The following is a 23,434-nucleotide window of genomic DNA, read 5'->3' as shown; positions in this document are numbered from 1 at the left end:
AAGTAAGGAAAGGCTAACCCGTTGCCCGCGGTGAAAGAAAGGATGGCAACACCCATGGCACTACTGAATAATATTACCGAAGCTGTTGGTCACACCCCCTTGGTCAAGCTCAACCGCTTGGACCAGGACTTGCCTGGCAATGTGGCGGCCAAGGTGGAGTTCTACAACCCAGCTAATTCAGTCAAGGACCGTATTGGTGTCGCGATCATCAACGCTGCCGAGAAGTCCGGCGAGCTTCGCCCGGGTGGCATCGTTGTGGAAGGTACGTCCGGGAACACCGGTATCGCTCTGGCGATGGTTGGGGCAGCTCGTGGCTACCGTGTCATTCTCACCATGCCCGAAACCATGTCGGCTGAGCGTCGGGTGATGTTGCGCGCCTATGGTGCAGAAATCGTACTCACCCCCGGTGCCGATGGGATGCGCGGCGCCGTCGAAAAGGCCCAACAGATCGTGGCCGAGTCTGATAACGCCATCTGGGCTCGCCAGTTCGCCAACGAAGCCAACGTGCAGGCACACTATGACACCACCGGGCCGGAGCTGTGGGAAGACTCCGACGGCGCTATTGATGTGCTGGTCTCCGGTATCGGTACCGGTGGCACCTTGACCGGTGCTGGGCGCTATCTGCGCGAGCAGAAGCCGGAGCTGAAGATCGTGGCCGTCGAGCCAGCAGATTCGCCGATCCTTTCCGGCGGCAAGCCCGGCCCGCACAAGATCCAGGGTATCGGGGCGAACTTCGTCCCCGAGGTGCTCGACACCGAACTGTACAACGAGGTCTACGCCGCCACGTTGGAGGAATCCGTCAAGGCTGCCCGCGACCTCGGTACCCAGGAAGGCATTCTGGGCGGTATTTCCGCTGGTGCCATCATCTCGGCTGCGCTGGCTGAGGCCGCCAAGTCCGACAACGAGGGCAAGCTGATCGTGGCGATCATCCCCGACTTCGGTGAGCGCTACATTTCCACCGTGCTGTACGAAGACATTCGCGGCTAACTGGCTGGGGTAGGCCAGTACGCGCTCAGCAAGCCCGGAAGAGCGCTGCAGGCCCCCGCCCAGGTCACCTAGGACCGGCGGGGGTCTTTTTTGTCTCGTAACGTTTCAGAGTGGAATATGACACTAAACTCACGTGTTGTTGATAGATGCCTGACCCCGTTCGCGGTCAGCAGATGATGGAAACTCGCACCGAAAGGCTGAGCTCAGTGGGCTTTCTCTCACGTATTACCCGTCGCGTTGTCGAAGATATCCAGGCGGTCAAGGACCATGACCCCGCGGCTCGGGGCTCCGTTGAAGTCGCGTTGGCCTATTCGGGGCTCCATGCCATATGGATGCACCGTCTTGCCCATAAAGCCTGGCAACACGAGCACCTCAAACTTCCTGCTCGCCTGCTGTCCCAAATCAACCGGGCGCTGACCGGTATCGAGATTCACCCGGGGGCCACGATTGGTCGGCGGTTTTTTATCGACCACGGCATGGGCGTGGTGATTGGCGAAACCACGGAGATCGGTGACGATGTGATGCTGTATCACGGTGTGACGCTTGGTGGACAGTCCTTGGAGAAGGTCAAGCGCCACCCCACGTTGCATGACGGTGTCGTCGTCGGTGCTGGCGCTAAGATCCTCGGCCCGGTGGAGATTGGGGCGGGCACTGCGGTGGGTGCTAACGCGGTGGTCGTCAAAGATACTCCCGATAATGCCATTGCCACCGGTGTACCGGCCACCGCGCGTATTCGGAAATCACCGCAGGAAAATAAGCCGGCCGTCGACCCGGCAGAGTACGTCGACCCGGCCCTGTGGATCTAAGGACCTTGCCCTAGGCTCGGGCCCCAGCCGTCTGCGTGTCCGGGATCCACCGGGCTAACCACATCGTGAGCACTCCGGCAGCGGGAACCACCAGCAGCGCCCAGCGTAGCTCGCTGACCTCGGCGAGTGCACCGACCACCGGTGGGGTGATGAGAAAGCCAATCCGCATCAGCCAGGACACGAGGGTGACGCCGGTTCCTTCGGGTAAGCCCGGGATACGGTGGGCTTGATCGTAGGCGCCGGGGACCAGAGCCGCGGAGCCGTATCCGGCGATGCCGACTCCCAGGATGGTGCCCCAGACCGATGGGAACAGCAACGCGACACCGAGCCCGAGCCCGATCAATGCACCACCCAGGCTGAGGATGGGGCGTAGCCCGAAGCGGTTAATCAGCGGGTCGGCGACCAACCGGCCCATCAGTTGGCCGGTGATCAGCGTGGTGAACCCCATAGTTGCCACGATGGGGCTGGTGCCACGTTCCTCGGAGAGATACAGGGCCGCCCAGGAGTTCCCGACGTCTTCAACCATGGTCCCGGTGTTGCCGATCAAGACCAGCACCAGCAGGAATCCAAGGCTCGACCAGCGGATCGGCAGGCGGCAACGTTTCCCCGGTGTCGGGTGACTCTCGATGGATACCTGCCCGGGTGCAGTGCCGGTGTGTTGGCGTGGGAGCATCCACCACCAGGCCCCAACAGCCGCCAGCGTGAACATCGCCCCGGAGAGGCTCAGGTGTACCGGTAGCGGGAGGGTGAGCCCCACTGCCCCGGCTGCCATGACCCCACCCAGCACCCCACCCAGCGACCAGACCGCGTGCAAGGAATTGATGATGGACCGGTGGTATCCGGCTTGGACACGCAAGGCGTGCTCATTTTGGGAAACATCGGCCACCGCATCAGCGCCACCGGCAATCAGCAGACACAGCATGAGCACCCAGAGGCTGGGGGCCAAGCTCGCTCCGAGCAGACCAACAGCCACCAGTGCGGTAAAGACCGCGGCAATCAGCCCGGACCCGAAAGCCCGCACGAGCCGGGCGGCCAGGAGTCCGAACAGGATCGCTCCGGCGGGAAACGCGGCGACGGCAATACCGAAGACCCCGTCGCTGAGTCCTAGCGAGTCTTTGATCTCCGGGTAGCGTGGCAACAGGTTGGCGAACAGGGCCCCGTTGGTCAGAAACAACACGGCGGTGGCGGCCCGTGCGCGCCGGTAAGGTGCAGGCGGTGTGTGGCTACTGCTCAATCTCGCAACGGTCCTGGGACCACAGGGTATGGAAGGACCCGTGGCGGTCGACGCGCTGATAGGTGTGGGCGCCAAAGTAGTCGCGCAAGCCCTGAGTCAGTGCCGCTGGCAGTCGCTCGGCGCGCATCTGGTCGTACCAGGCCAGGGCCGAGGAGAACACCGGGACCGGCACACCCGCCGCCACACCGGTGGCGACCACACGACGCCAGGCCGGAAGAGTTGCGGTGATCGCTTCGGTGAACTTCGGGGCGAACAACAGGTTTGCCGGGTAGTCCCCGGCTCCGGAATTCTGCGGATCGGGGTGCCGGGTCACATCGCGTCCGCCATAGGCTTGCATGATCTCGTCGAGCAACCGGGCGCGAATGATGCAACCATTCCGCCACAGCGAGGCGATGGTGCCAATATCCAATGGCCAGTCGTAGGTGGCTGCCGCGGTGGTGAGCATGTCGATGCCTTGGGCATAAGACACCAGCTTGGAGGCATATAGTGCCTGGGCCACATCGTCGATGAAAGCCTCCCGGTCGTCAATGGTCACCGGTTCAGCCCCGGCCGAGAGAAGCTGCTGGGCTTGGGCTCGTACCTGACGCTGTGACGAGACGGTACGGGCGAAGACGGACTCAGCGATCGCGGCGACTCCGGAGCCAATGTCCAGCCCAGAGATCGCGGTCCAGCGACCGGTGCCTTTTTGTCCCGCACTGTCAACGATGACATCCACCAGGGGCTTGCCAGTGGTGGCATCGATGTGGCCCAGAACCTGGGCGGTGATATCGATCAGGTAGGACTCCAGTTGGGTGGTGTTCCACGTGGCGAAAATCTCGGCCTGTTCTGCCGGTGAGATGCCGGCGACCTGGCGCATCAAATCATAGGCCTCACCGATGACCTGCATATCGGCGTATTCGATCCCGTTGTGCACCATCTTCACGTAGTGGCCGGCCCCATTGGGGCCGATCCAGGCACAGCACGGGTCGCCCTGGAAGTCAGCGGCAATGTCTTCGAGCATCGGGCCCAGGCTCTGGTAGGAGGCCGGGGGGCCACCGGGCATGATGGCCGGGCCGTTCAGTGCGCCGTCTTCCCCACCGGAAACGCCGACTCCCACGAAGTGCAGGCCCCGCTCAGCCAGGGCCTGTTCGCGACGGATGGTGTCCGGGTAGTGGGAGTTGCCACCGTCGATCACCACATCCCCGGGCTCCAGGAGTTCAGCTAGCTCTGCGATCACGGCATCCACCGCACCGGCAGCGACCATGACCAGCACCCGACGGGGGCGCTTCAGCTCAGCGACCAGCTCGGCCAGGGTTTCGGTCCCCACAAATTCGCCCTCGTCACCGTGCTCGGCGAGCAACGACTCGGTGCGTTCGGCGGATCGGTTGTGGACAGCGACCACATAGCCGTGGCGAGCGAAGTTGCGGGCAAGGTTGGCACCCATCACTGCCAGACCGGTGACCGCAATATCGGCGCGTGGCTCTGGGGAGGACTCGGTGGCTGTCTCGGTGGGTTCCGCACTCATCGAAAGGATCCTTTCCTGGCAGGCGAAAGCGTCGGTCGGGGCGGGGACCGTCCCCGTTTAGTCTAGCGCCCGGGTGGTGTCCCGTCCTGGAAGCGGGAGCCGCAGCGAGGATTCTGGTCGACGATTAGTCTCCCACGGCATCCCGGCCACGCTGAACGATCAGCGGATCGGGTTCACCGACGACATCGTAGTCTTTGTCGTCGTAGTCAAACTGGGAAAGGTAGTAGCGCATTGCGTTCAGACGGGCGCGTTTTTTGTCATTGGATTTGACGGTAATCCACGGGGCGTGGTCGGTGTCGGTGTGCATGAACATCTTTTCTTTGGCTTCGGTGTAGTCTTCCCACCGGTCCAAAGCTTCCAAGTCCATCGGCGACAGCTTCCAGCGACGCACCGGGTCCAGCTGACGGATCGCAAACCGCGTGCGCTGTTCGGTCTGCGTGACCGAGAACCAAAACTTGGTCAGGTGGATGCCGTCTTCCACCAGCATTTTCTCGAACAGTGGCACCTGGTTCATGAAGGTCTTGTATTGCTCGTCGGTGGAGAAGCCCATCACGCGCTCCACACCGGCGCGGTTGTACCAGGAGCGGTCAAATAACACCATCTCCCCGGCGGTGGGAAAGTGGTTGATGTAGCGCTGGAAGTACCACTGGCCCGATTCAACTTCGGTGGGCTTATTCAGCGCCACCACTCGAGCAGCACGAGGGTTGAGGTGCTCAGTGAAGCGCTTGATCGTGCCACCCTTACCCGCAGCGTCGCGACCTTCAAAAACGATAATGTGGCGTTGCCCGGTGTCCTGGGTCCAGTACTGCAGTTTCAGCAATTCGATCTGGAGCCGGTACTTCTCGAGCTCGTATTCTTCACGAGTCAGGCGTTCCTCATACGGGTAGTTTTCGCGCCAGGTGTCGACGGCCTTACCCAAAGGATCAATCAGATCGGGGTCGGGGGTGTGACCGTCCGAGACCGTGTACCCGCCCTCGCGCATGGCGTCAATAAATTCACGTAGATTCTGGCGCGGGGAATCCGGTTCCAACATTTCCAGCATGGTCGTTGTCTCCTCTGGTACGGGTCAAGATTGCTGTGGTGCACTCGGCGTCGAACCCACCACCACCGTCAATATAACCGCTCGGTCAAGCTCCGACTAACGGTCACGTGAATCCGCGGTGAACAGTTCTCGGTTTTCGGTTTCCACCACACGCCACTGCAAATCGCGGAGCCGTTCTCGGTCGCGCTTGCTCAACGCACGGGTCATCCGCCGGCCGGTCTTGGTGATCCGGTCACATAGCTGCGTGGCGAATTCGTTACCTTGCTCAGTGATCACCGCAGCACGCTCTCGGTGATCGTGCTCAGCCACTTGACGCACCACGTGCTTATTTTTCACCAGCCGGGTGACAATTGCCGAGGTGGTGGATCGGTCCAACCCCACGTGGCGTGCCAACTCAGTTTGGGAAATGCCCGGATGCAAACCGGCCGTCACCAGCACGCACATTTCCTCGGGTTTGTAGTGGTTCCACTCCACGCTACGAGACCACAGGGTTGCGTGGCGGTCTAAGACCCGTCGCACCATATCTCCGGGGTAGGACCAGGACAGGTCATCCTCGGTCAGTCGTCCAATGATGCGCCACTGGTCGATCACCCACGTGGCGTCTTCGGGATTCAACGGATCCAACAGCCGGTGTTGGACCACCTGGACCGAGGTCTTCAGTTGTTCCGTGGCAATCTTGGCTGGGCCGGTCAACGAGATCGTCCGTCGTCGCCCATCGTGGGGATCGGGGTGCCGGGTGACCCAACCGGTGTCTTCCAGGCGACGAAACAGTTCCGAGGATTGGGCTCGCTCCACGCCGGTTGCCTCCAGAGCAGCGTGCTGGTCGACGGGCTGATCGTCGAGTTCGCAGAGCCGTTGCACCGATAGCAACACGGAGAACTGCACGGGCGTGAGATCGAGGTCAATCACCTCGTTCCAGATCCTGAGATACCGGCCATCCAATCGTCGCATCTGGTAGCCGAAGTACTTTTGTACAGCGTTGAGTTTTCCCATGGCCACCGGCCCCCTTGAGCACGCTCCCTGAGTACGCGGCATCTCACGTCTCGGTCTGACAACTTCCCGTTATGTCGGAACAATTCATTATATACCCGCAAGTAATTCAGATCATGGACGACGTAGAACACAAAAAAGGCGATAAAACCACCTGGACCACGTGGTTCATCGCCCGGAGTTCTCAACCACCCTCGCACCGTGGCGATCTGGACGGTTGGCTAACACATTCAGCACAGAGTGGGTCCTACCGGGATCGAACCGATGACCTACTGGGTGTAAACCAGTTGCTCTACCAGCTGAGCTAAAGACCCGAAGAATAACGCAGACTATCCTAACCCAGCGGTGGAGTTTCGCCAAATTGCTCTTGAGCCAACCGCAGGTGCTCGGTGTGTTCCCGGGGCTGGAGCGCGCTACCGGTCACGCGGGCTCGTTCGACACCAGCGCGATCCAGTAGCACACTGTGTCGCAATGGCTTACCGGTAGCGGGATCAAACGCCTGGAAGCTCTCGGCAATCGCGCCGTGTGGCCAGAAGTCAGATAGTAACGGTATGGGACCCGCCGACCCCGTGGCGGGATCATCCGCGCCCCAGAGCTGGTCGGCTAGCACCCGGAGCACGGCCACAGAATCCACCGCCACCACACGCAGTCCCACCCTGGTTTCGCTCAGCTGGGTGACCAGTGTGGGAAGGGCGGTCAACTCGCGGGAGCACACCGGCGTAAACGCGCCGGGAAGAAAATACAGCCACACCCCCGCCAACGAACACTCGGTTCTCTCGGGTGCCAGGAACGGAGAGGACCACCTCTGGCCGTACTGGTCTCGTGCCGACAGGGCACCGGGCGAGCTCACAGCGGTGAGGCGACTTCCAGCCGAGTGGCTGACCAGCTGTCAGACACTCCCGCCTGGGAGGTGCGACGTAATGCGGTCGAGCGGCAGGCCTCTTCAATATCAGACGGCGGCACATGGAGTTCTTGTGCCGGTTTGGGCACCAACAACCAAATGGCGCCGTTTTCGGCCAGATTGGTTTGGGCATCGACGAGAGCATCGGCGAGATCTTGAGCGTCGCCTTCATCGGATCGCCACCACAGCAAAACGGCCTCGACCGGTTCGCGGTCATCTTCGGCCAACAGTGGCTCGCCGAGTTCGTCTTCCAAACCGTTGCGAAACTGGAAGTCGATATCGTCATCCCATCCCAGTTCTTGAACAATATCGCCCACGGACAGGCCCAGGGCCTCAACGAGGCCGGCCGATTGGTTCACGACACGCTCCTTGTGATGTGTGAGGGTAACAGCCGGAACCGAATCGGCCCGGTTCCGGCGTTAGTCAGTATCTCTAGCATATCGACGCCGGTGACGTTAGCAACAATGCCACGCTCGGTCGCTACGGTTGGGCCCAACGTTACTGCCTCGACATGCTGTCGTTACCCGTTCGTACACCGTTTTGACCGGCTCGATGGCGACCGTGAGACAGGTAACGATCGCGTCCTGAGCGTGTCTGAACTCCGCTGCACGCGGTATTCTCGAAAGTATCAGCACCAGCTCGCACACCCACCGGTCTGCGATCTGGTCACCGTGATGACGCAACCCAATGTGGTGGCGATACCACCGATGAAGAGAGGTTCACGACGTGAGCGCAGCTGAAGAAAGTTCCCACATCCGCAATCGATTGACCGACAACGTTCCGGATAAGGATCCCCAAGAGACACAGGACTGGATCGAATCTTTTGACGGAATGCTCGAGGAACGGGGCACCGAACGCGCTGAGTACATCATGCGCAATCTTTTGCAGCGGGCTAGCTCCAAGTCGGTGTCTATTCCCATGGTGACCACCACCGACTACGTCAACACCATCCCGGCGGACCAGGAACCGGATTATCCCGGCGATGAAGAACTGGAACGCCGGTACCGTAACTATTTGCGGTGGAACGCTGCCATGATTGTCCAGCACGCTCAGCGTGAAGGCATCGAGGTCGGTGGCCACATTTCATCCTACGCTGGCCAGGCCACCCTGTACGAAGTGGGCTTGAACCACTTCTTTCGCGGACCCGATCACCCCGGTGGTGGCGACCAGGTCTTCTTCCAGGGCCACTCCTCCCCGGGAAACTACGCTCGAGCCTTTCTCGAGGGCCGGCTGACCGAAGAGGATCTAGATGGGTTCCGCCAGGAGAAATCAAAGGGCGACCACGGGCTACCCTCCTACCCTCACCCGCGGATGATGTCGGACTTCTGGCAGTTCCCCACCGTGTCGATGGGGATCGGCCCACTGAATGCAATCCAGCAGGCCCAGGTTAACCGCTACTTGCACAACCGGGGTATTAAAGACACCTCGGAGCAGCACGTGTGGGCGTTCTTGGGCGATGGCGAAATGGATGAGCCTGAATCCCGCGGTGCTTTGCATATTGCAGCCAACGACAAGCTGGACAACCTAACGTTTGTGATCAACTGCAACCTGCAACGTCTCGACGGCCCGGTCCGCGGTAACGGCAAGATCGTCCAGGAACTGGAAGCCTACTTCCACGGTGCCGGCTGGAACGTGATCAAGGTGTTGTGGGGTCGTGAATGGGATCCGCTATTAGAAGCCGACGACACCGGCGAACTGGTGCGCATCATGAATGAAACCCCCGATGGCGACTACCAGACCTATAAAGCCGAAGATGGCGCCTTTGTGCGCGAACACTTCTTTGGTCGGTCTTCGACCACCAAGGAACTGGTTGCCGATATGTCTGATGATGAGATCTGGGGCCTGAAGCGTGGCGGTCACGACTATAAGAAGGTCTACGCCGCCTATGATGCCGCGCTGAAGTTCAAGGGCAAGCCCACGGTGATTTTGGCTCACACCATCAAGGGCTATGGTCTGGGCACCCACTTCGAAGGTCGTAACGCAACCCACCAGATGAAGAAATTGACCGTGGAGGACATCAAGGTCTTCCGCGACCGTCACCGGATCCCGATCTCCGATGAGCAGATCGAGGCCGATCCGTACCACGTGCCCTACTATCACCCAGGACCGGACGCTCCGGAAATCAAATACATGATGGAGCGCCGTGAGGCACTGGGTGGTTTCTTGCCACAGCGTCGAGAGAACTACGATCAGCTGGCGATGCCCGATGAGAAGCTGTACAAGCACGCGCGGAAGGGCTCCGGCAAGCAAGAAGTGGCGACCACGATGGCTTTCGTGCGTCTGCTTCGGGATATCATGCGCGATAAGAATATCGGTCAGCGCATCGTTCCGATCATCCCCGATGAGGCCCGCACCTTCGGGATGGACTCCTTCTTCCCCACCGCCAAGATCTACAACCCGCGCGGGCAGAACTATATGGCCGTAGACCGCGACCTGTTTCTGTCCTATAAGGAATCAAGCCAGGGCCAGCTGTTGCACGTGGGTATTAACGAAGCCGGTGCCACCGGGGCGATGACCGCCTTGGGTACCTCGTATGCCACCCACGGCGAGATCATGATTCCGATCTACATCTTCTACTCGATGTTCGGATTCCAGCGCACCGGGGATCTGGTGTGGGCGGCCACCGACCAACTGGCCCGTGGTTTCATGATTGGGGCTACCGCCGGTCGGACTACCCTGACCGGTGAAGGCACTCAGCACATGGACGGCCATTCCCCGATCCTGGCTGCCACGAACCCGGCGGTCCGCCACTACGATCCGGCGTTCTCCTACGAAATCGCCCACATTGTCCGCCACGGTTTGGATGTGATGTACGGCGACCACGACGGGGATCCGCTGGACCGTGACGTGCTCTTCTATCTGACCGTCTATAACGAGCCGATCGTGCACCCCGAAGAGCCCGAAGACCTCGACGTCGAGTCGTTGCTGAAGGGTATCTACCGTTACTCGGTGTCGGAGCACGGTGGCCCGAAGGTCAACCTCTTCGGCTCGGGTGTCTCCCTGCCCTGGGTCATTGAAGCCGCCGAGTTGCTGGCTGATGACTGGGGGGTCTCCGCAGATGTGTGGTCGGTGCCGTCCTGGACGGAGCTACGTCGCGAGGCCGTGGCCACCGAGCACTACAACTTTATGCATCCCGATGAGCAGGACCAGGTGCCATATATCACCCAGGTGCTCCAGGACGTCGACGGTCCGATCGTGGCCACCACCGACTACGTCACCCTGTTGCCCGACCAGCTACGCCCCTACATCCCCAACCGGTTCGCCGTGTTGGGCGCTGATGGCTTCGGCTTTGCCGACACTCGGGCCGCGGCACGTCGGTACTTCACGATTGACGCTCATTCAACCGTGGTGCGCGCTCTGAAGGAACTCGAAGCCACTGGCGAGGTGCCCGAGGGCACGACCGCCCAGGCTTTCGCCCAGTACCGGATTGATGATGTCGCTGCCGGCACCACCGGTACCGCCGGAGGAGACGCCTAACAAGCCCCTGCCCTGCGCGAACTTCCCCGGCGTTGTGCCCCGGAACTGCCGTGGTGGCCACCGAGCTGTCGTGCGCAGACCGGGGCACGCCCGTCTGGGAAGACGCAGATCCGCCGTTGGCACCGATTTATTCGGTTCCGGCACCCGTCCCGATCAGCAACCGCACAGACATAGCACAGACACCACATCACCTAACTCAAACTCATGCGTGAGAACACCAACGAGACCGACCACCAATCGTCTGCGAGACGACCACCGACGCTGTCGGAGGAAGCCCTCAAAGAGCTCTCCAGCCAGGTCGGCGTGTTGAAAACCAGCATCTTGCGGCAGCTGGAAACCGATTTGAGCTGGTATCGCGAGTTGGAAGCCGAACAACGTGCCTCGTTGGGAGCTATCGCCCAACAAGGCTTGCAGGCCTTCATCGACTGGTTCGCCACCGACCAGCCCCGCCCGGCTAATCAGATGAACCGGGTGCTCGCATCGGTGTTCGCCAATGCACCGGTGGAACTGTCTCGTACCGTGAATTTGCGACGAGCCTCCCAGCTCTTGCGATCCATCCTGGACACGGTGGAAACTCACCTGCCCACCGCGGTCGCCGAATCCGACCGGAGCACCATCCGAGAAGCGGTCTTGCGTTACTCCCGAGAGATCGCCTTCGCCTTGGCTGACGTCTACGCCAGGGCTGCCGAGAAGCGCGGAGCCTGGGACACCCGTCTGGAAGCACTACTACTCGACTCGGTGCTGCGCGGTGAGAACCCCGAAGAAATCCAATCACGAGCTGCCGCCCTGGGCTGGCGGGCCACCAGTGGCATCCTGGTAATCGCCGGTAATACCCCGTCGGAAAACCAACCGGCGGTCCTACCGCAGCTACGCCAAACCGCCACCCGGGCCCGCGTGGAGGCCTTGGTGGGTGTTTTCTCCGAGCAAATGCTCCTCGTGCTGGGCTCGGCAGAAGGACGTCACGACCTCATCGAACGGTTCACGCCCTTCTTTGGAGACGGTCCCGTGATTTACTCCTCCCCGGTTGATTCACTCCGCGAGGTCCACCACGCCGCCCACGAAGCGATCGCCGGATTCCACGCGGCTCCGGCCTACCCGGGGGCCCAGCGCCCGATTGCGGCCTCTGAGCTGTTAGCAGAACGCGTGTTGAACCGTGACGCCAGAGCCCAACGACTGCTCGTGCGGTTCTACTACCAGCCGCTGAAAACTGCCGGCGCGGCCATGATCTCAACATTGGACAGCTATTTACGGCTGGGTCACTCCTTGGAAGCCACCGCCCGCGATATGTTCATTCACGTCAATACCGTTCGGTACCGCTTACGTCGGATCGCGAAGCTAACTGGCAAAGATCCCCTGAACCCTCGAGATGCATATGTCCTACAAATTGCGCTGGCAACCGGTAGACTCATGGAGGCGAATACATCGCGTGAATACTGATCACCGCGCACTCGGCCGACATTGATACCTCGACCGTGGTTTGTAGGTTTCCTACAATAGTGTGGTGTGAGCTTCGTGCTGTGTCTCGCCTGTGAATCGTCGTCGAGTTTGGGAGAGTTGAATCTATGCTTGCAATTGTGTGCCCCGGACAAGGTTCTCAAACCCCAGGATTCCTGACAGACTGGCTGGAACTGGGGGATACCCGCGAACGTCTGGGCACCTACTCTGAGGCAACCGGCATTGATCTGCTCGCCCACGGAACGGTCTCAGATGAACAGACCATCAAAGACACCGCCGTGGCCCAACCCCTGATTGTTGCTGCCGGACTGATTACCGCACGCGCCCTGAACCTCAGCTGTCTGGATCCCTCCGGCTGGATCACCGCCGGACACTCCGTGGGTGAAGTGACCGCCAGTGCCCTGGCCGGGGTGCTGACCGAATCCGACGCCCTGAATTTCATCAAGGTCCGCGCCGCTGGTATGGCTACAGCTGCTGCGACGACCCCGACCGGCATGGCCGCGGTGATTGGCGGTGACCCGGAGGAGGTCAGCGCCCATATCCGCGCCCACGACCTCACCCCGGCCAATGTCAACGGTGGTGGCCAGATCGTGGCCGCCGGTGCCGAAGCAAATCTCCAGGCCCTGGCCGATGACCCGCTCGATAAAACCCGGGTCATCCCGCTGAAGGTCGCCGGAGCGTTCCACACCGATTACATGAAACCAGCCGTGGCCGGATTGCATGACTTCGCCGACACCTTGTCTCCCGCCGATCCCACCGTGCGCCTGTTGTCCAACCGCGATGGCCAAGAAGTCACGGATGGCACAGAGGTACTGGACCGACTGGTGTCCCAGCTGATCCGCCCGGTGCGGTGGGATCTGTGCCAGGAGAGCTTGCGAAATGCCGGCGTCACCGGACTGATCGAGCTGTTGCCCGCCGGTACCCTCACCGGCCTCGCCAAGCGCGGGCTGAAGGGCGTCAAGACTCTGGCTATTAAGACACCCGAGGACCTCGAACCCGCCCAAGAATTTATCGCCGAGCACCTCGGTGCTGCAGTTGAAGGATGATCAGATGAGTACAGTGACCCTGAAGCAATCGGCTCTTCGAGCAGGTAGCCGGATTCTCTCAGTCGGCGCCTACCGTCCCACTTTGGTGGTCCCCAACGACGATATCGTTGAGCCTATCGACTCCTCGGACGAATGGATTCGGCAACGCACCGGGATCATCACCCGCCACCGCGCTGATGCTGAGACCTCCGTGGTTGATATGGCCACCGCCGCAGCCGAAGACGCCTTGACATCGGCCGGAATGACCGGTGACCAAATCGATGCGGTCATCATCTCCACAGTGACTTTCCCCTTCGCGACCCCCTCAGCGGCAGCCAAGGTCGCCGACAACATCGGCGCCAACCCGGCTCCGGCCTACGACATTTCAGCCGCCTGTGCTGGCTACTGCTACGGTGTGGCCCAGGCAGATGCCCTGATCCGGTCCGGAGCAGCCGACCATGTGATGGTCATTGGTGCCGAAAAACTCTCTGACATTATCGATGAGACCGACCGGTCGATCTCCTTTATTCTCGGCGACGGGGCCGGCGCTGTGATCGTGGGTCCGAGCGAGGAACCGGGCATCGGTCGGTCTGTGTGGGGTGCTGATGGTTCCCGATGGGACACCATTCACATGACCCACTCGATGCTGGATGTTCGCGACGCCCTGGAAAAGGCCCAGAAGCACGCTGATGCCTCCGAGATCGTTGATCGAGACGATAAGCTCTGGCCGACACTGCGCCAGAACGGCCCCTCGGTCTTCCGGTGGGCTGTGTGGTCGATGTCCGATGCTGCTCACGATGCCTTGACCGCAGCTGGGGTGACCGTTGATGACTTGGCGGCGTTCATCCCCCATCAAGCCAATATGCGTATCATTGACGAGTTCGCTAAACAACTAGATCTGCCCGATACCGTGGCTATCGCCCGAGACATTGCCGATGCGGGCAACACCTCGGCAGCCTCGATCCCGCTGGCCATGCACCGGTTGCTAACAGAACAGCCCGAGCTGTCCGGAGGCTTGGCCCTACAGATAGGTTTTGGCGCCGGTTTGGTCTACGGCGCCCAGGTGGTTCGACTGCCCTAAGGCTTTGAGCCGTCGGGTTGTCTTCCCATCTGACGACAGACCACCGCTGACAAACACGCCAACGTTGTGAAAAGGAGTATTGCTCATGGCTAACAAGGAAGAAGTTCTGGCTGGACTGGCTGAGATCGTCAACGAGGAGACCGGCTTGGAGACTGAAGAGATCCAGCTGGACAAGTCCTTCACCGATGACCTGGACATCGACTCCATCTCGATGATGACCATCGTGGTCAACGCTGAAGAGAAGTTCGACGTGAAGATCCCAGACGAGGAAGTCAAGAACCTCAAGACCGTCCAGGATGCCGTCGACTACATCGTTCAAGCTCAGAGCTAAGACTCACCAGGACACACTCTCGCGGTCGCTGATCGCACCCATGAGCATTCTGGAGCGGTCCTAAGACATGCCCCTGTCACGTCTGTTTCACGACATGGCACGTCTTAGGGCCGCACCCGGAGGCTGTCGCATAGGTGCCCCTTGTGGCCGCCCACACACCTACACCGACCGATTTAGTGGCCGAAGGCAGTGGTCTTCGGCCCTGCAGAAGATAAAAGGCTGAAAGCATGACTCGCAAAGCTGTGATCACCGGTCTCGGTGCCACCACGCCTATTGGTGGCGACGTTCCGACGTTCTGGGCCAACGCTCTGGCCGGAACCTCAGGCGCCCGCACCATCGAAGAAGATTGGGTCGAAGAATATAATCTCCCGGTGCACTTCGCCTGCACCCTGTCCGATGATCCCGCAGACAAGCTCTCCCGTGTCGAGCTCAAGCGCATGGATCCCACCACGCAGTACGCCATGGTTGCTACCCGCGAGGCCTGGGCTGACGCCGGGTTGACTGATGTTGAGCTAGATCCGCAACGACTGGCGGTTGCCTACGGTACCGGAATTGGCGGGGTCTGGACACTGCTGTCGAGCTGGGACGCCTTGCGGGAGCGTGGGCCACGTCGGGTGATGCCGATGACTGTGCCAATGTTGATGCCCAACGCCGCCGCGGCCATGATCTCGCTGGAGCTCAACGCAGAAGCTGGAGCTCGCACCACCGTGTCTGCGTGCGCTTCCGGCACCGAAGCGCTCGACCAGGCTCTGCACCTGATCCGTTCTGGGGCAGCCGATGTGGTGGTCTGCGGTGGTTCTGAAGCCGCGATCCACCCGTTGCCGGTGGCCGGCTTCGCTGCCATGCAGGCGCTATCCAAGCGCAATGACAACCCCCAGATTGCTTCTCGCCCGTACGACGTTGACCGTGACGGCTTTGTCCTGGGTGAGGGAGCCGGCACTTTGGTAATCGAGTCCGAAGACCACGCTACCTCTCGTGGGGCACGCGTCTATGCCGAGCTGGCCGGTACCGGTGTGACCTCCGATTCGCACCACATCACCGCGCCCGAGCCCGAAGGTCTGGGAGCCTCCCGCGCGGTCTGGGAGGCTCTGGAGTCCGCTCAGGCTTCACCGCATGACGTTATTCACATCAACGCCCACGCCACCTCAACGCCTGTTGGCGACAAGCCCGAGTACTTGGCCTTAGCCTCGGTATTCGGTGACCGCATCTGCGAAATTCCCGTCTCGGCCACCAAGTCTCAGACCGGTCACCTGTTGGGTGCTTCAGGTGCCATCGAATCGGTGTTGACCGTGAAAGCTTTGGCCGATCGTCAGCTACCGGTCACTATCAATTTGGAAAACCAGGACCCGGACATCCCGTTCCATGTGGTCACGGACGAAACGACCCTTCCTGAAGGCCAGCGCCTGGCCATTTCGAACTCCTTCGGATTCGGTGGCCACAATGCTGTGGTGGCCTTCCGTAGCATCTAAGGCCCCACGACAAAGACCGACGAACAGTTCAGCCCGGGTCCGTGACGGACCCGGGCTGAACTGTATGGAGGAGGGTAGAAGGCTGACTTAGCCGACTTCGTGCAACCAGCGGACATTGGCCCCGTCGGTTGCTTGACGGAATGGCTCGAGTTCTTCGTCCCACGCCTCCCCGAGAGCCAGGCTGAGCTCGTGATAGACCGCGGATGGTTCTCCTGCTGCCTGCTCGTAGGCAAAACGGATTCGGTCTTCGGACACCATGATGTTGCCCGTCACATCGGTGGTGGCGTGGAAAATGCCCAGTTCGGGCGTGTGAGACCACCGGGACCCGTCGGAACCTTCTGAAGCTTCTTCAGTAATTTCATAACGCAAATGAGCCCACCCGCGCAGTGATGAGGCAAGCTTTGCGCCACTACCCTGCTCCGCACGCCAGTTGATTTCGGTGCGGTAGGTTCCCCGCGCGGCCGGTTGTGGCACCCAATCCATTTTTTCTTGGGCACCAAGAACGGCGCCGACCGCCCACTCGATATGCGGGCAGAGCGCTGCTGGTGCGGAATGGACGTACAACACGCCATTAGCCATTGGTAAAGACATAACCACCCTCCATATTTTCTGGTACGTCTTCCCCTACGACCGGAAAATATCTTCTGAGGTTGTTATGCCACGTTAAATGACATTCCTCTTCCATTATGCACTATTGGCTGGAAGGACTCCAGCTCGGCGTTCGCCACGATTATTTAGGCCCGAGGGTGAGCTTGACGATATCCATCGCGTAGCCGTTCGATGGAGATATGTGTATAGAGCTGAGTCGTCTGTAATGATGAATGTCCCAGCAATTCTTGAACGGAACGAAGGTCTGCACCACCATCGAGCAGGTGTGTGGCCACGGAGTGTCGCAAAACGTGTGGCCCTGACGCCGAAGTCGATCCAAGGGCTCGTAAATGACGATCGACCATCTCTCGAACCTGACGGACACCGATACGACCACCGCGAGCGCCCAGAAAAAGGGCCTCGACCGGTGTCGAGGCTTTCACGAGGTGGGGTCGGCCCTGTTCACGCCAGCGGGCAGTTGCGTCTAGCGCAGACTGGGTCAGTGGAACGACGCGTTGTTTGCGCCCTTTCCCAGTGACCCGCACGGTGTTCTGAGCGGTGTCGAGATCGGCAATGTTCAGGTCCGCGAGTTCGGCCACGCGCATTCCGGTCGCGTACAGTAGTTCCATCATGGCGATATCTCGCAATTCAACAGCCTGTTGGGTGGGGGTGCAGGCGTGGGATGCTGCTGAGTGTTCTCCCGTTTCGTTTGGAGCGGGTGCTCCCATCTGGTCCAACAGTTGGCTGGTTTGAGTTTGGGTGAGAGCCGCAGGCAAATGTTGTTGCTTCTTGGGGGCCCGTAGACGTAGCGCTGGGTCGTGCTCAATGAGGCCCTGCCGTTTGGCCCAACCGAAGAACCGGCGGACTGATGCTGTTTTGCGCGCGATACTCGCTCGAGAATGATGCTGCCGGTGCAGGTGAGCTAACCACTCTCGCAGGTCTGAGAGTTCCATATCCGGTAACACGGCGGACTGCGGTGTCGTGGTCTGTTTTGCCCGCTGGGTCGCACAATACTGCGCTAAAGCGTATAAATCACTGCGGTAAGCCGTGACGGTATTTGGCGACCGATTGAGTTCAAAGTGTAGATAGTCACAGAACTCCTCGATCCACTGTTCGTCGGTGATGTGGAGTGTGGACTGCCCGGAACCGCTCATGCCTCTACTCTGCCACGTTGGCGAGCTCACTGTGACGAGGACATGGCCACCCGTTGCGCTTGATATTGCCTGTGCCGTTCATGAACTAAGCCGGCGCGAGACAGTTTCGGAAGGTTCCGGGCAACTTCGCGGGCACTGAGTCCGCTGGCTGCACAGATTTCGTCCATTGCGGCATAGCGTCGCAGTGGTAGCGCGTCATAAAGGATGAGTTGTTCGTAAGACAGCTGCTGATCTAAAACGTCACTGTACCGGCAATGAGATTCCTGATCTGCTGGTACGACTGGTGTGACCGGCCCGATATCGTCCAGCATCTCAGTGAGCGAGTGGTGATCAAAGACGATCGTGGCTGGAGTTTCGGATAATAGCCGGTGGCAACCTGCCGAGGCTGCCGAATGAATAGATCCAGGCACGACCGCCACAGAAATACCCATCTCCAGCGCATGGTGAGCGGTGTTTTGGGCTCCGGATCTCCAGCGGGATTCCGGTATCAACACCAGGGAGCTCAGCGCAGCGATCAGTCGATTTCGATTCAAGAATCGGTACCGGTTGGGTCTGGCACCGGGTGGGAGCTCGCTGATCAGCACTCCGGTGCGCGCGATATCGGCCAGTAACTCTTGGTTTCCAGATGGATAATACTGATCTAATCCTCCGGCCATGACGGCCATGGTCGAGATGGGAGCCTTCTGGCCACTGTCTGTTGCCAAGGCTGTTCGATGCGCTAGGGCGTCCACACCGTAGGCGCCTCCGGAGATAATAGTGCGCTGTTTGTGCCGCAGCAGGCTCACGAACTCCTCGGTTACCCTCCGTCCGTACGGGGAGATTTCTCTACTGCCGACAACGGCGACCGAGTGTGAGTGAGAAGGGATCTGCCCCGGTCCTCGTGTCCACAGCGCCACCGGGGTGGTGTGATCCAGACGGTTGAGCGCGACCGGCCAGCGGTGGTCCTCCGGAATGAGGAAACCACCCCCGTTGCGCCGAAAGTCTGGCAATATGGCTGCCGGACGATAATTATCCCGTTTGTCTTTCCAGCGAGACAGGATCTCGCGAAGCTTTCTCGTGCTCTTTCCTCTCAGCCCGAGGTCGTCGAAGCCTTCCACCAGATGCGCCCATTCCTGGTGAGTCGGGGCGGACCCTTGCACGAATTCCGCTGCACGCAGGGGACCGACCACAGTGATGATCTGTGTGGCGAGTGCATCTGCTGGCTCAATGATTTGGGTCAGTCCAGCCCGAGCGAAGGCGATCTGCTCGAGCTCTTCCTCGCTGAAGATGCCCTGGCTACCGGTCATGTTCGCTCCCCCACAGTTTAAGATGGAAGGCCATGTCGATTTCGTCAACTCCGGGATGGGTTTGTTCTGCTAGGTCGGCCAAGGTCCAGGCGACTTTGAGGATACGTGAATACCCACGTGCGGTGATCTCACCGCGGTCCAGGCTCCTGTCGAGTATCGCCCGAGCCGAGGGGCTAACGCTCAGCGATGGGTGATGGAGTAAGCGTTGGTTCATCTCAGCATTGACGCAGATGCCCGTGCCTTTTAGTCGCTCGGCTTGGCGAGCGCGGGCTGCCAAAACCCGTTGGCGAATCGTGGCGGATGACTCCGGCTGCATCCCGCGACGGTTTAGGTCGCGGGATGTCACCGGGTGCAACCCGACGAGGATGTCAATGCGGTCCAAAAGAGGTCCCGACAGTCGCGCGTTGTACCGTCGTCTGACAGCGGATGTGCAGGAGCATTGGCGTGATCCGGCATATCCCCACCCACACGGACACGGGTTGGCTGCCAGAAGCAACTGGAATGAGGCGGGATAGATGACGTTATGACGGAGTCGGGATAATTCGATGTGACGGTTTTCCAGTGGCTCACGCAAAGCTTCGAGGACGCGTCGGTCAAATTCAGGTGCTTCGTCGAGAAATAGCACCCCGCCGTGAGCTAACGAGATAGCGCCTGGTTGGGCCTGCCGGGTTCCGCCCCCAATCACGGACGCTAGTGAAGCAGTGTGGTGCGGGGCCTGAAAAGGTGGTGTCGTGATGCTAGCGATCACCTTGGCCTGTGAGGAGGCCAGCGAGTGAATCGCGGTCGTTTCCAGTGAGACCTTTTCGTCCAGGTGTGGCAGGATCGTCGGTAAGCGTTGGGCGAGCATGGTTTTGCCTGATCCCGGAGGTCCTTGAAACAGCAGATGGTGCCCGCCAGCAGCGGCGACTTCCAGTGCCCAGCGTGCGTGGTGTTGCCCGGCAACTTCTGCGAAGTCCAGCTCATCCTGCCGATCAGGTTCCTGCATTGTTGCGTCCGGGGCCGATGCGGTGAACACATCAAAATTCTCACTTCGGACAGCGGCACCGAAATCCTCCAAAACCGCGCTGAGATGACGATACGACAACACGGTCACCCCGGACACTAGTTCGGCCTCTTTCTTCGAGGCCTCGGCCACGACAACTGTGTCAAACCCGGCCTTTTGTGCAGCGAGTACCGCTGCCAGCAGTCCTGGAACGTGCTGCAAGGTTCCATCGAGACCTAAAGCAGCCAGAAACACCGGCCCGGTTTCATCGTTGACCCGATACTCGGCGCCATAGGCTGCCATAACGATGGCCAAATCGAACAGTGGTCCGCTCTTGTGTAGTCCAGCGGGAGTGAGGTTCACCGTCAGATGCCGTCGGGTGATCGGCATTCCCGAATTTCGTGCTGCTGCACGAATACGATCTTTCGCTTCGTTCAGTGACTGATCGGGTAGGCCCACCAGAGTAAATCCGGGCAGCGCTCCCCCGATATCTGCTTCAACAGTAACCAGTTCCCCGTGCAGGCCACTGAGCGCCATCGCGTAGGTACGCCCGATGCGTGCTGGTTCAGTCACATTCAACACCATGGAGTCCAGGACCGCGTCCGCAGTAGCCGGCGCAGGGTTGTTGTCATATTCGGAGTTCATAGCATCACGTCCTGGAACAACCGCGCCTCGTGCTGACGTTGCGTGCCCACAGTGATGGCAAGCAGATCAACCCGTACCGGAGTGTACTGAAGCTGAGGATGTTGGGCCCGGTAACTCAGCAGAGCTCGCTGAATGCGACGAAGTTGGTACGCAGTGAGCGCCTGCTCGGCGGAACCGAAACCGATCCCACCACGGGTTTTGACTTCCACGGCCACCAGGTCGCCACCAGCCACGGCGATAATATCGATTTCACCCTCACGTGACCGCCACTGCCTTTCCAGGATGGTGTAACCACGTTTTACCAGAAGCTGTGTTGCTAATTCTTCACCGTGTGTACCAAAGGACCGGCGATCGCGGTGACGTTTTGGGTTGCGTTGTGTCTGCGATGTTTGAGAGTTTCTCACTGATTGCACCTCCACAACCAGTGTGAAATCCCCGCAGAATCAGCTCAGTACCTGGTGAATTTCTGTGGACAATCACAACACGACCCACCACCTGTGGACAACAACGACGCCCCCAGAAGACCACCAGGAACACACCACGAGACTAAGCACACGATTCGGGACCCAGTCCGACCTGCGTACTCACGTCGAGATCCTGATCTGGCAACTCTTCGATATTGACGTCTTTGAACGAGACCACGCGAGCGTTATGAATAAACCTGTTGGGACGGAACACATCCCAGACCCACCCATCCTCAATGTAGACCTCGAAGTAAGTTTGCCCCTTGTCCTCCACCGTGGTGAGCTCCACGTGGTTCGTTAAATAGAACCGCCGTTCGGTTTCAACGATGTGTGTAAACAGGTGCAGAACGTCTCGGTACTCTCTGTAGAGGTTGAGCTCCTGGGTGGCATGGTATTCTTCAAGATCGTCCTCGGAGTCGTGCATATCTCCATCATAGGTAATCCTGGCTACCCCGGGGCGAGGCGTAGCGGATACGACACCGGCGAGGCTGCGATCACGCTCGACGGCCGAATACATTCTGCGCAACTTCTCCAATCCTACAGCAGTGTGTCTTGACGATGTGCTGCCGGAATCAGATGCCAGCTCCGCCGATGATACGGAGAGATGCCCTGGTCGCGCAGTGCTTGGCGATGCTGTGCCGAGCCATATCCTTTGTTATGAGACCAGCCGTAGTCGGGGTAGAACGCATCAGCCTCGGTCATCAGTCGGTCGCGACAGACCTTGGCCACAATGGATGCGGCAGCCACACTCGCACAGTCCCGGTCGGCCTTGACCTGTAGATGTACTCGAAGCTCATCCGGGAGATGCCGCTGTTCCTCAGCGACCTCGACCGGCAGGCTTAACAGCCAGTTGAATTTTCCATCCAGGATTAGCACATCGGGCACCCGGTGATGTCGCCTCACCAGGTCATACCAGGCCCGGTACCCGGCGACCGCCAGCGCGGCGTTGATCCCCCACCGGTCAATTTCTGCCGGCTCGGCGTGGCCGATGCCCACCATCCACGATGTGTGAATCGTGTCTGAGAGAGTTTCTCGACGTCGGGCAGACAGCATCTTGGAATCCCGCAACCCCGGGATGAGGAGCGTGGTGAATGGGGAAACAGCACTGATTCCCACCGTTACTGGCCCAGCCAGCGCACCGCGTCCGACTTCGTCCATGCCGGCCACCAGGATGGTGTCTTTGGGATAGTGGTCGGGCCGGTGGGTACTTTCGTCGGCGGCGAGCTGACGTTCTGTCGCGAAGCTAGCGTCGGCAACCATTAGGGTTCAGGCACGTCGTTGAAAGGTTCGTCATTCGACCCGGCCGGGCCCCACCGGTCAATGGGCCAGGCAATGACCTCAGCACGTCCGACCACATCATCGACGTTAACGAATCCGTCGTTGGGCCCTTCCTGGTGGGCTCGGGAGTCTCCCGAGGCATTGCGGTGATCGCCCATCACCCAGAGCTTGCCTTCAGGCACGGTGACGTCGAAGTCTTGGTCGGATCCCGAGGCACCCGGATACACGTAGGGCTCGTCAATGATCTCCCCGTTGACTTGAATCTTGCGGGTTTGTTCATCGACGGTGACGTGATCGCCAGGCATGCCGATGATACGTTTCACCAGGTGCTGTTCTGAGGAATTTGGGAGGAGACCAACGCCTTCGAACACAGTCTCAAAGACGTTGCTGTCGTCGTCAACCGGCGGGAGCCAGCCCTGCGTATCTTCGAACACGACGATATCACCGCGTTTCAGGTCGGCCACCCCGGGAACCATGAGGTTGACGAAGATCCGGTCATTGACTTGCAGAGTGTTCTCCATTGATCCGGAGGGAATCACGAAGGCCCGGAAGAAGAAGGTTTTGATGATAAAAGACAGGACGAGAGCAGCGACGACAATAATGAGGATTTCTCGCACATTGACCCAGATACGACGTCCCAGACTCGGTGCGTCTTGGCGGTCATCACCCTGGTATGCAACATCATCGGACTGCTCGTTCAGATCAACGTCCTTGTCTAATTTGCTCATCGTGGAT

22 protein-coding genes and 1 tRNA gene are annotated in these 23,434 nt (G+C 60.0%); 8 read left to right on the top strand and 15 right to left on the bottom strand.

Going from position 1 to position 23,434, the window contains the following annotated elements:
• Nucleotides 1-42: 42 nt before the first annotated feature.
• Complete coding sequence (cysK, locus tag DCC27_RS02285) at nt 43-987, top strand: cysteine synthase A (protein ID WP_371682197.1); 945 nt, start codon at nt 43-45, stop codon at nt 985-987.
• A gap of 176 nt (nt 988-1,163) precedes the next feature.
• Nucleotides 1,164-1,793 carry a serine O-acetyltransferase EpsC gene (gene epsC, locus DCC27_RS02280; protein ID WP_110099528.1) on the top strand — a complete coding sequence of 210 codons (630 nt, stop codon included), beginning with the start codon at nt 1,164-1,166 and terminating at the stop codon, nt 1,791-1,793.
• Nucleotides 1,794-1,803: 10 nt separating this feature from the next.
• On the opposite strand, the gene DCC27_RS02275 is transcribed toward epsC, so the two are convergent.
• The 7 genes from DCC27_RS02275 to DCC27_RS02245 form a co-directional block, all read right to left on the bottom strand.
• On the bottom strand, nt 1,804-3,027 hold the full coding sequence (locus DCC27_RS02275; RefSeq protein WP_110100366.1) for an MFS transporter: 1,224 nt from the start codon (nt 3,025-3,027) through the stop codon (nt 1,804-1,806).
• Nucleotides 3,017-4,531 (bottom strand): NADP-dependent phosphogluconate dehydrogenase, encoded by a 1,515-nt coding sequence (gndA, locus tag DCC27_RS02270; RefSeq protein WP_110100365.1) that lies wholly within the window; start codon nt 4,529-4,531, stop codon nt 3,017-3,019. Before gndA ends, DCC27_RS02275 begins: the two co-directional genes overlap by 11 nt.
• Before the next feature lie 124 nt (nt 4,532-4,655).
• The gene (gene ppk2 / locus DCC27_RS02265) at nt 4,656-5,573 is read right to left on the bottom strand and encodes a polyphosphate kinase 2 (RefSeq protein WP_183145565.1); all 918 of its coding nucleotides are present in this window, start codon (nt 5,571-5,573) and stop codon (nt 4,656-4,658) included.
• A 96-nt stretch (nt 5,574-5,669) separates the two neighbouring features.
• On the bottom strand, nt 5,670-6,566 hold the full coding sequence (locus DCC27_RS02260; protein ID WP_166769827.1) for a MarR family winged helix-turn-helix transcriptional regulator: 897 nt from the start codon (nt 6,564-6,566) through the stop codon (nt 5,670-5,672).
• Nucleotides 6,567-6,804: 238 nt separating this feature from the next.
• Nucleotides 6,805-6,877: transfer RNA gene (locus tag DCC27_RS02255), tRNA-Val, on the bottom strand.
• Nucleotides 6,878-6,897: 20 nt separating this feature from the next.
• Nucleotides 6,898-7,314 (bottom strand): redoxin domain-containing protein, encoded by a 417-nt coding sequence (locus DCC27_RS02250; RefSeq protein WP_233487821.1) that lies wholly within the window; start codon nt 7,312-7,314, stop codon nt 6,898-6,900.
• A 95-nt stretch (nt 7,315-7,409) separates the two neighbouring features.
• On the bottom strand, nt 7,410-7,823 hold the full coding sequence (locus tag DCC27_RS02245; protein WP_110099498.1) for a DUF3052 domain-containing protein: 414 nt from the start codon (nt 7,821-7,823) through the stop codon (nt 7,410-7,412).
• Between the two features lie 367 nt (nt 7,824-8,190).
• On the opposite strand from DCC27_RS02245, the gene aceE reads away from it, so the two are divergent.
• The 6 genes from aceE to fabF all read left to right on the top strand — a co-directional run bounded on the left by aceE (nt 8,191) and on the right by fabF (nt 16,302).
• Entirely contained in the window at nt 8,191-10,941 is a 2,751-nt protein-coding gene (aceE, locus tag DCC27_RS02240) for a pyruvate dehydrogenase (acetyl-transferring), homodimeric type (protein ID WP_110100363.1), read from the top strand.
• A 204-nt stretch (nt 10,942-11,145) separates the two neighbouring features.
• Nucleotides 11,146-12,378: a CdaR family transcriptional regulator gene (locus DCC27_RS02235; RefSeq protein WP_110100362.1), complete on the top strand. Its 1,233-nt coding sequence runs from the start codon at nt 11,146-11,148 to the stop codon at nt 12,376-12,378.
• A 125-nt stretch (nt 12,379-12,503) separates the two neighbouring features.
• Complete coding sequence (locus DCC27_RS02230; RefSeq protein ID WP_110099495.1) at nt 12,504-13,442, top strand: ACP S-malonyltransferase; 939 nt, start codon at nt 12,504-12,506, stop codon at nt 13,440-13,442.
• 4 nt (nt 13,443-13,446) lie between these two features.
• The gene (locus DCC27_RS02225; protein WP_110100414.1) at nt 13,447-14,502 is read left to right on the top strand and encodes a beta-ketoacyl-ACP synthase III; all 1,056 of its coding nucleotides are present in this window, start codon (nt 13,447-13,449) and stop codon (nt 14,500-14,502) included.
• A gap of 85 nt (nt 14,503-14,587) precedes the next feature.
• Entirely contained in the window at nt 14,588-14,833 is a 246-nt protein-coding gene (locus tag DCC27_RS02220; RefSeq protein WP_110099494.1) for an acyl carrier protein, read from the top strand.
• A 227-nt stretch (nt 14,834-15,060) separates the two neighbouring features.
• The gene (fabF, locus tag DCC27_RS02215) at nt 15,061-16,302 is read left to right on the top strand and encodes a beta-ketoacyl-ACP synthase II (protein ID WP_110100361.1); all 1,242 of its coding nucleotides are present in this window, start codon (nt 15,061-15,063) and stop codon (nt 16,300-16,302) included.
• An 87-nt stretch (nt 16,303-16,389) separates the two neighbouring features.
• Here fabF and DCC27_RS02210 read toward each other — a convergent pair whose 3' ends face one another.
• The 8 genes from DCC27_RS02210 to lepB form a co-directional block, all read right to left on the bottom strand.
• Nucleotides 16,390-16,893 (bottom strand): DUF3145 domain-containing protein, encoded by a 504-nt coding sequence (locus tag DCC27_RS02210; protein WP_110110041.1) that lies wholly within the window; start codon nt 16,891-16,893, stop codon nt 16,390-16,392.
• A gap of 143 nt (nt 16,894-17,036) precedes the next feature.
• A complete protein-coding gene (locus tag DCC27_RS02205) occupies nt 17,037-18,044 on the bottom strand; it encodes a tyrosine recombinase XerC (protein WP_110100359.1) in 1,008 nt (335 codons plus the stop codon).
• Between the two features lie 26 nt (nt 18,045-18,070).
• Nucleotides 18,071-19,330, bottom strand: a complete 1,260-nt coding sequence (dprA, locus tag DCC27_RS02200) for a DNA-processing protein DprA (RefSeq protein ID WP_110100358.1) — start codon at nt 19,328-19,330, stop codon at nt 18,071-18,073.
• Nucleotides 19,320-20,957, bottom strand: a complete 1,638-nt coding sequence (locus DCC27_RS02195; RefSeq protein ID WP_233487819.1) for a YifB family Mg chelatase-like AAA ATPase — start codon at nt 20,955-20,957, stop codon at nt 19,320-19,322. Before DCC27_RS02195 ends, dprA begins: the two co-directional genes overlap by 11 nt.
• Nucleotides 20,954-21,361 (bottom strand): YraN family protein, encoded by a 408-nt coding sequence (locus DCC27_RS02190; protein WP_158524699.1) that lies wholly within the window; start codon nt 21,359-21,361, stop codon nt 20,954-20,956. The genes DCC27_RS02195 and DCC27_RS02190 overlap by 4 nt, the downstream gene beginning before the upstream one ends.
• Nucleotides 21,362-21,503: 142 nt before the next feature.
• Complete coding sequence (locus tag DCC27_RS02185; protein ID WP_320410248.1) at nt 21,504-21,938, bottom strand: DUF2469 family protein; 435 nt, start codon at nt 21,936-21,938, stop codon at nt 21,504-21,506.
• Nucleotides 21,939-21,958: 20 nt separating this feature from the next.
• Complete coding sequence (locus DCC27_RS02180) at nt 21,959-22,681, bottom strand: ribonuclease HII (protein WP_110110040.1); 723 nt, start codon at nt 22,679-22,681, stop codon at nt 21,959-21,961.
• The gene (lepB, locus tag DCC27_RS02175) at nt 22,681-23,427 is read right to left on the bottom strand and encodes a signal peptidase I (RefSeq protein ID WP_110100355.1); all 747 of its coding nucleotides are present in this window, start codon (nt 23,425-23,427) and stop codon (nt 22,681-22,683) included. Before lepB ends, DCC27_RS02180 begins: the two co-directional genes overlap by 1 nt.
• Nucleotides 23,428-23,434: the final 7 nt, after the last annotated feature.

This window comes from Auritidibacter sp. NML130574 (assembly GCF_003185725.2).
Lineage (GTDB): Bacteria > Actinomycetota > Actinomycetes > Actinomycetales > Micrococcaceae > Auritidibacter > Auritidibacter ignavus.
The sequence above is the reverse complement of the archived record's forward strand: the minus strand, read 5'-3'. Positions and strand labels throughout refer to the sequence as shown.

Excerpts from the sequence above, each read along its gene's own strand:
- cysK (WP_371682197.1), top strand. The coding sequence starts at position 43 with ATGGCAACACCCATGGCACTACTGAATAATATTACCGAAGCTGTTGGT.
- epsC (WP_110099528.1), top strand. The coding sequence starts at position 1,164 with ATGGAAACTCGCACCGAAAGGCTGAGCTCAGTGGGCTTTCTCTCACGT.
- gndA (WP_110100365.1), bottom strand. The coding sequence starts at position 4,531 with ATGAGTGCGGAACCCACCGAGACAGCCACCGAGTCCTCCCCAGAGCCA.
- ppk2 (WP_183145565.1), bottom strand. The coding sequence starts at position 5,573 with ATGCTGGAAATGTTGGAACCGGATTCCCCGCGCCAGAATCTACGTGAA.
- DCC27_RS02260 (WP_166769827.1), bottom strand. The coding sequence starts at position 6,566 with ATGGGAAAACTCAACGCTGTACAAAAGTACTTCGGCTACCAGATGCGA.
- DCC27_RS02235 (WP_110100362.1), top strand. The coding sequence starts at position 11,146 with ATGCGTGAGAACACCAACGAGACCGACCACCAATCGTCTGCGAGACGA.
- DCC27_RS02230 (WP_110099495.1), top strand. The coding sequence starts at position 12,504 with ATGCTTGCAATTGTGTGCCCCGGACAAGGTTCTCAAACCCCAGGATTC.
- DCC27_RS02225 (WP_110100414.1), top strand. The coding sequence starts at position 13,447 with ATGAGTACAGTGACCCTGAAGCAATCGGCTCTTCGAGCAGGTAGCCGG.
- DCC27_RS02220 (WP_110099494.1), top strand. The coding sequence starts at position 14,588 with ATGGCTAACAAGGAAGAAGTTCTGGCTGGACTGGCTGAGATCGTCAAC.
- fabF (WP_110100361.1), top strand. The coding sequence starts at position 15,061 with ATGACTCGCAAAGCTGTGATCACCGGTCTCGGTGCCACCACGCCTATT.
- DCC27_RS02210 (WP_110110041.1), bottom strand. The coding sequence starts at position 16,893 with ATGTCTTTACCAATGGCTAATGGCGTGTTGTACGTCCATTCCGCACCA.
- DCC27_RS02205 (WP_110100359.1), bottom strand. The coding sequence starts at position 18,044 with ATGAGCGGTTCCGGGCAGTCCACACTCCACATCACCGACGAACAGTGG.
- dprA (WP_110100358.1), bottom strand. The coding sequence starts at position 19,330 with ATGACCGGTAGCCAGGGCATCTTCAGCGAGGAAGAGCTCGAGCAGATC.
- DCC27_RS02195 (WP_233487819.1), bottom strand. The coding sequence starts at position 20,957 with ATGAACTCCGAATATGACAACAACCCTGCGCCGGCTACTGCGGACGCG.
- DCC27_RS02185 (WP_320410248.1), bottom strand. The coding sequence starts at position 21,938 with ATGTATTCGGCCGTCGAGCGTGATCGCAGCCTCGCCGGTGTCGTATCC.
- DCC27_RS02180 (WP_110110040.1), bottom strand. The coding sequence starts at position 22,681 with ATGGTTGCCGACGCTAGCTTCGCGACAGAACGTCAGCTCGCCGCCGAC.
- lepB (WP_110100355.1), bottom strand. The coding sequence starts at position 23,427 with ATGAGCAAATTAGACAAGGACGTTGATCTGAACGAGCAGTCCGATGAT.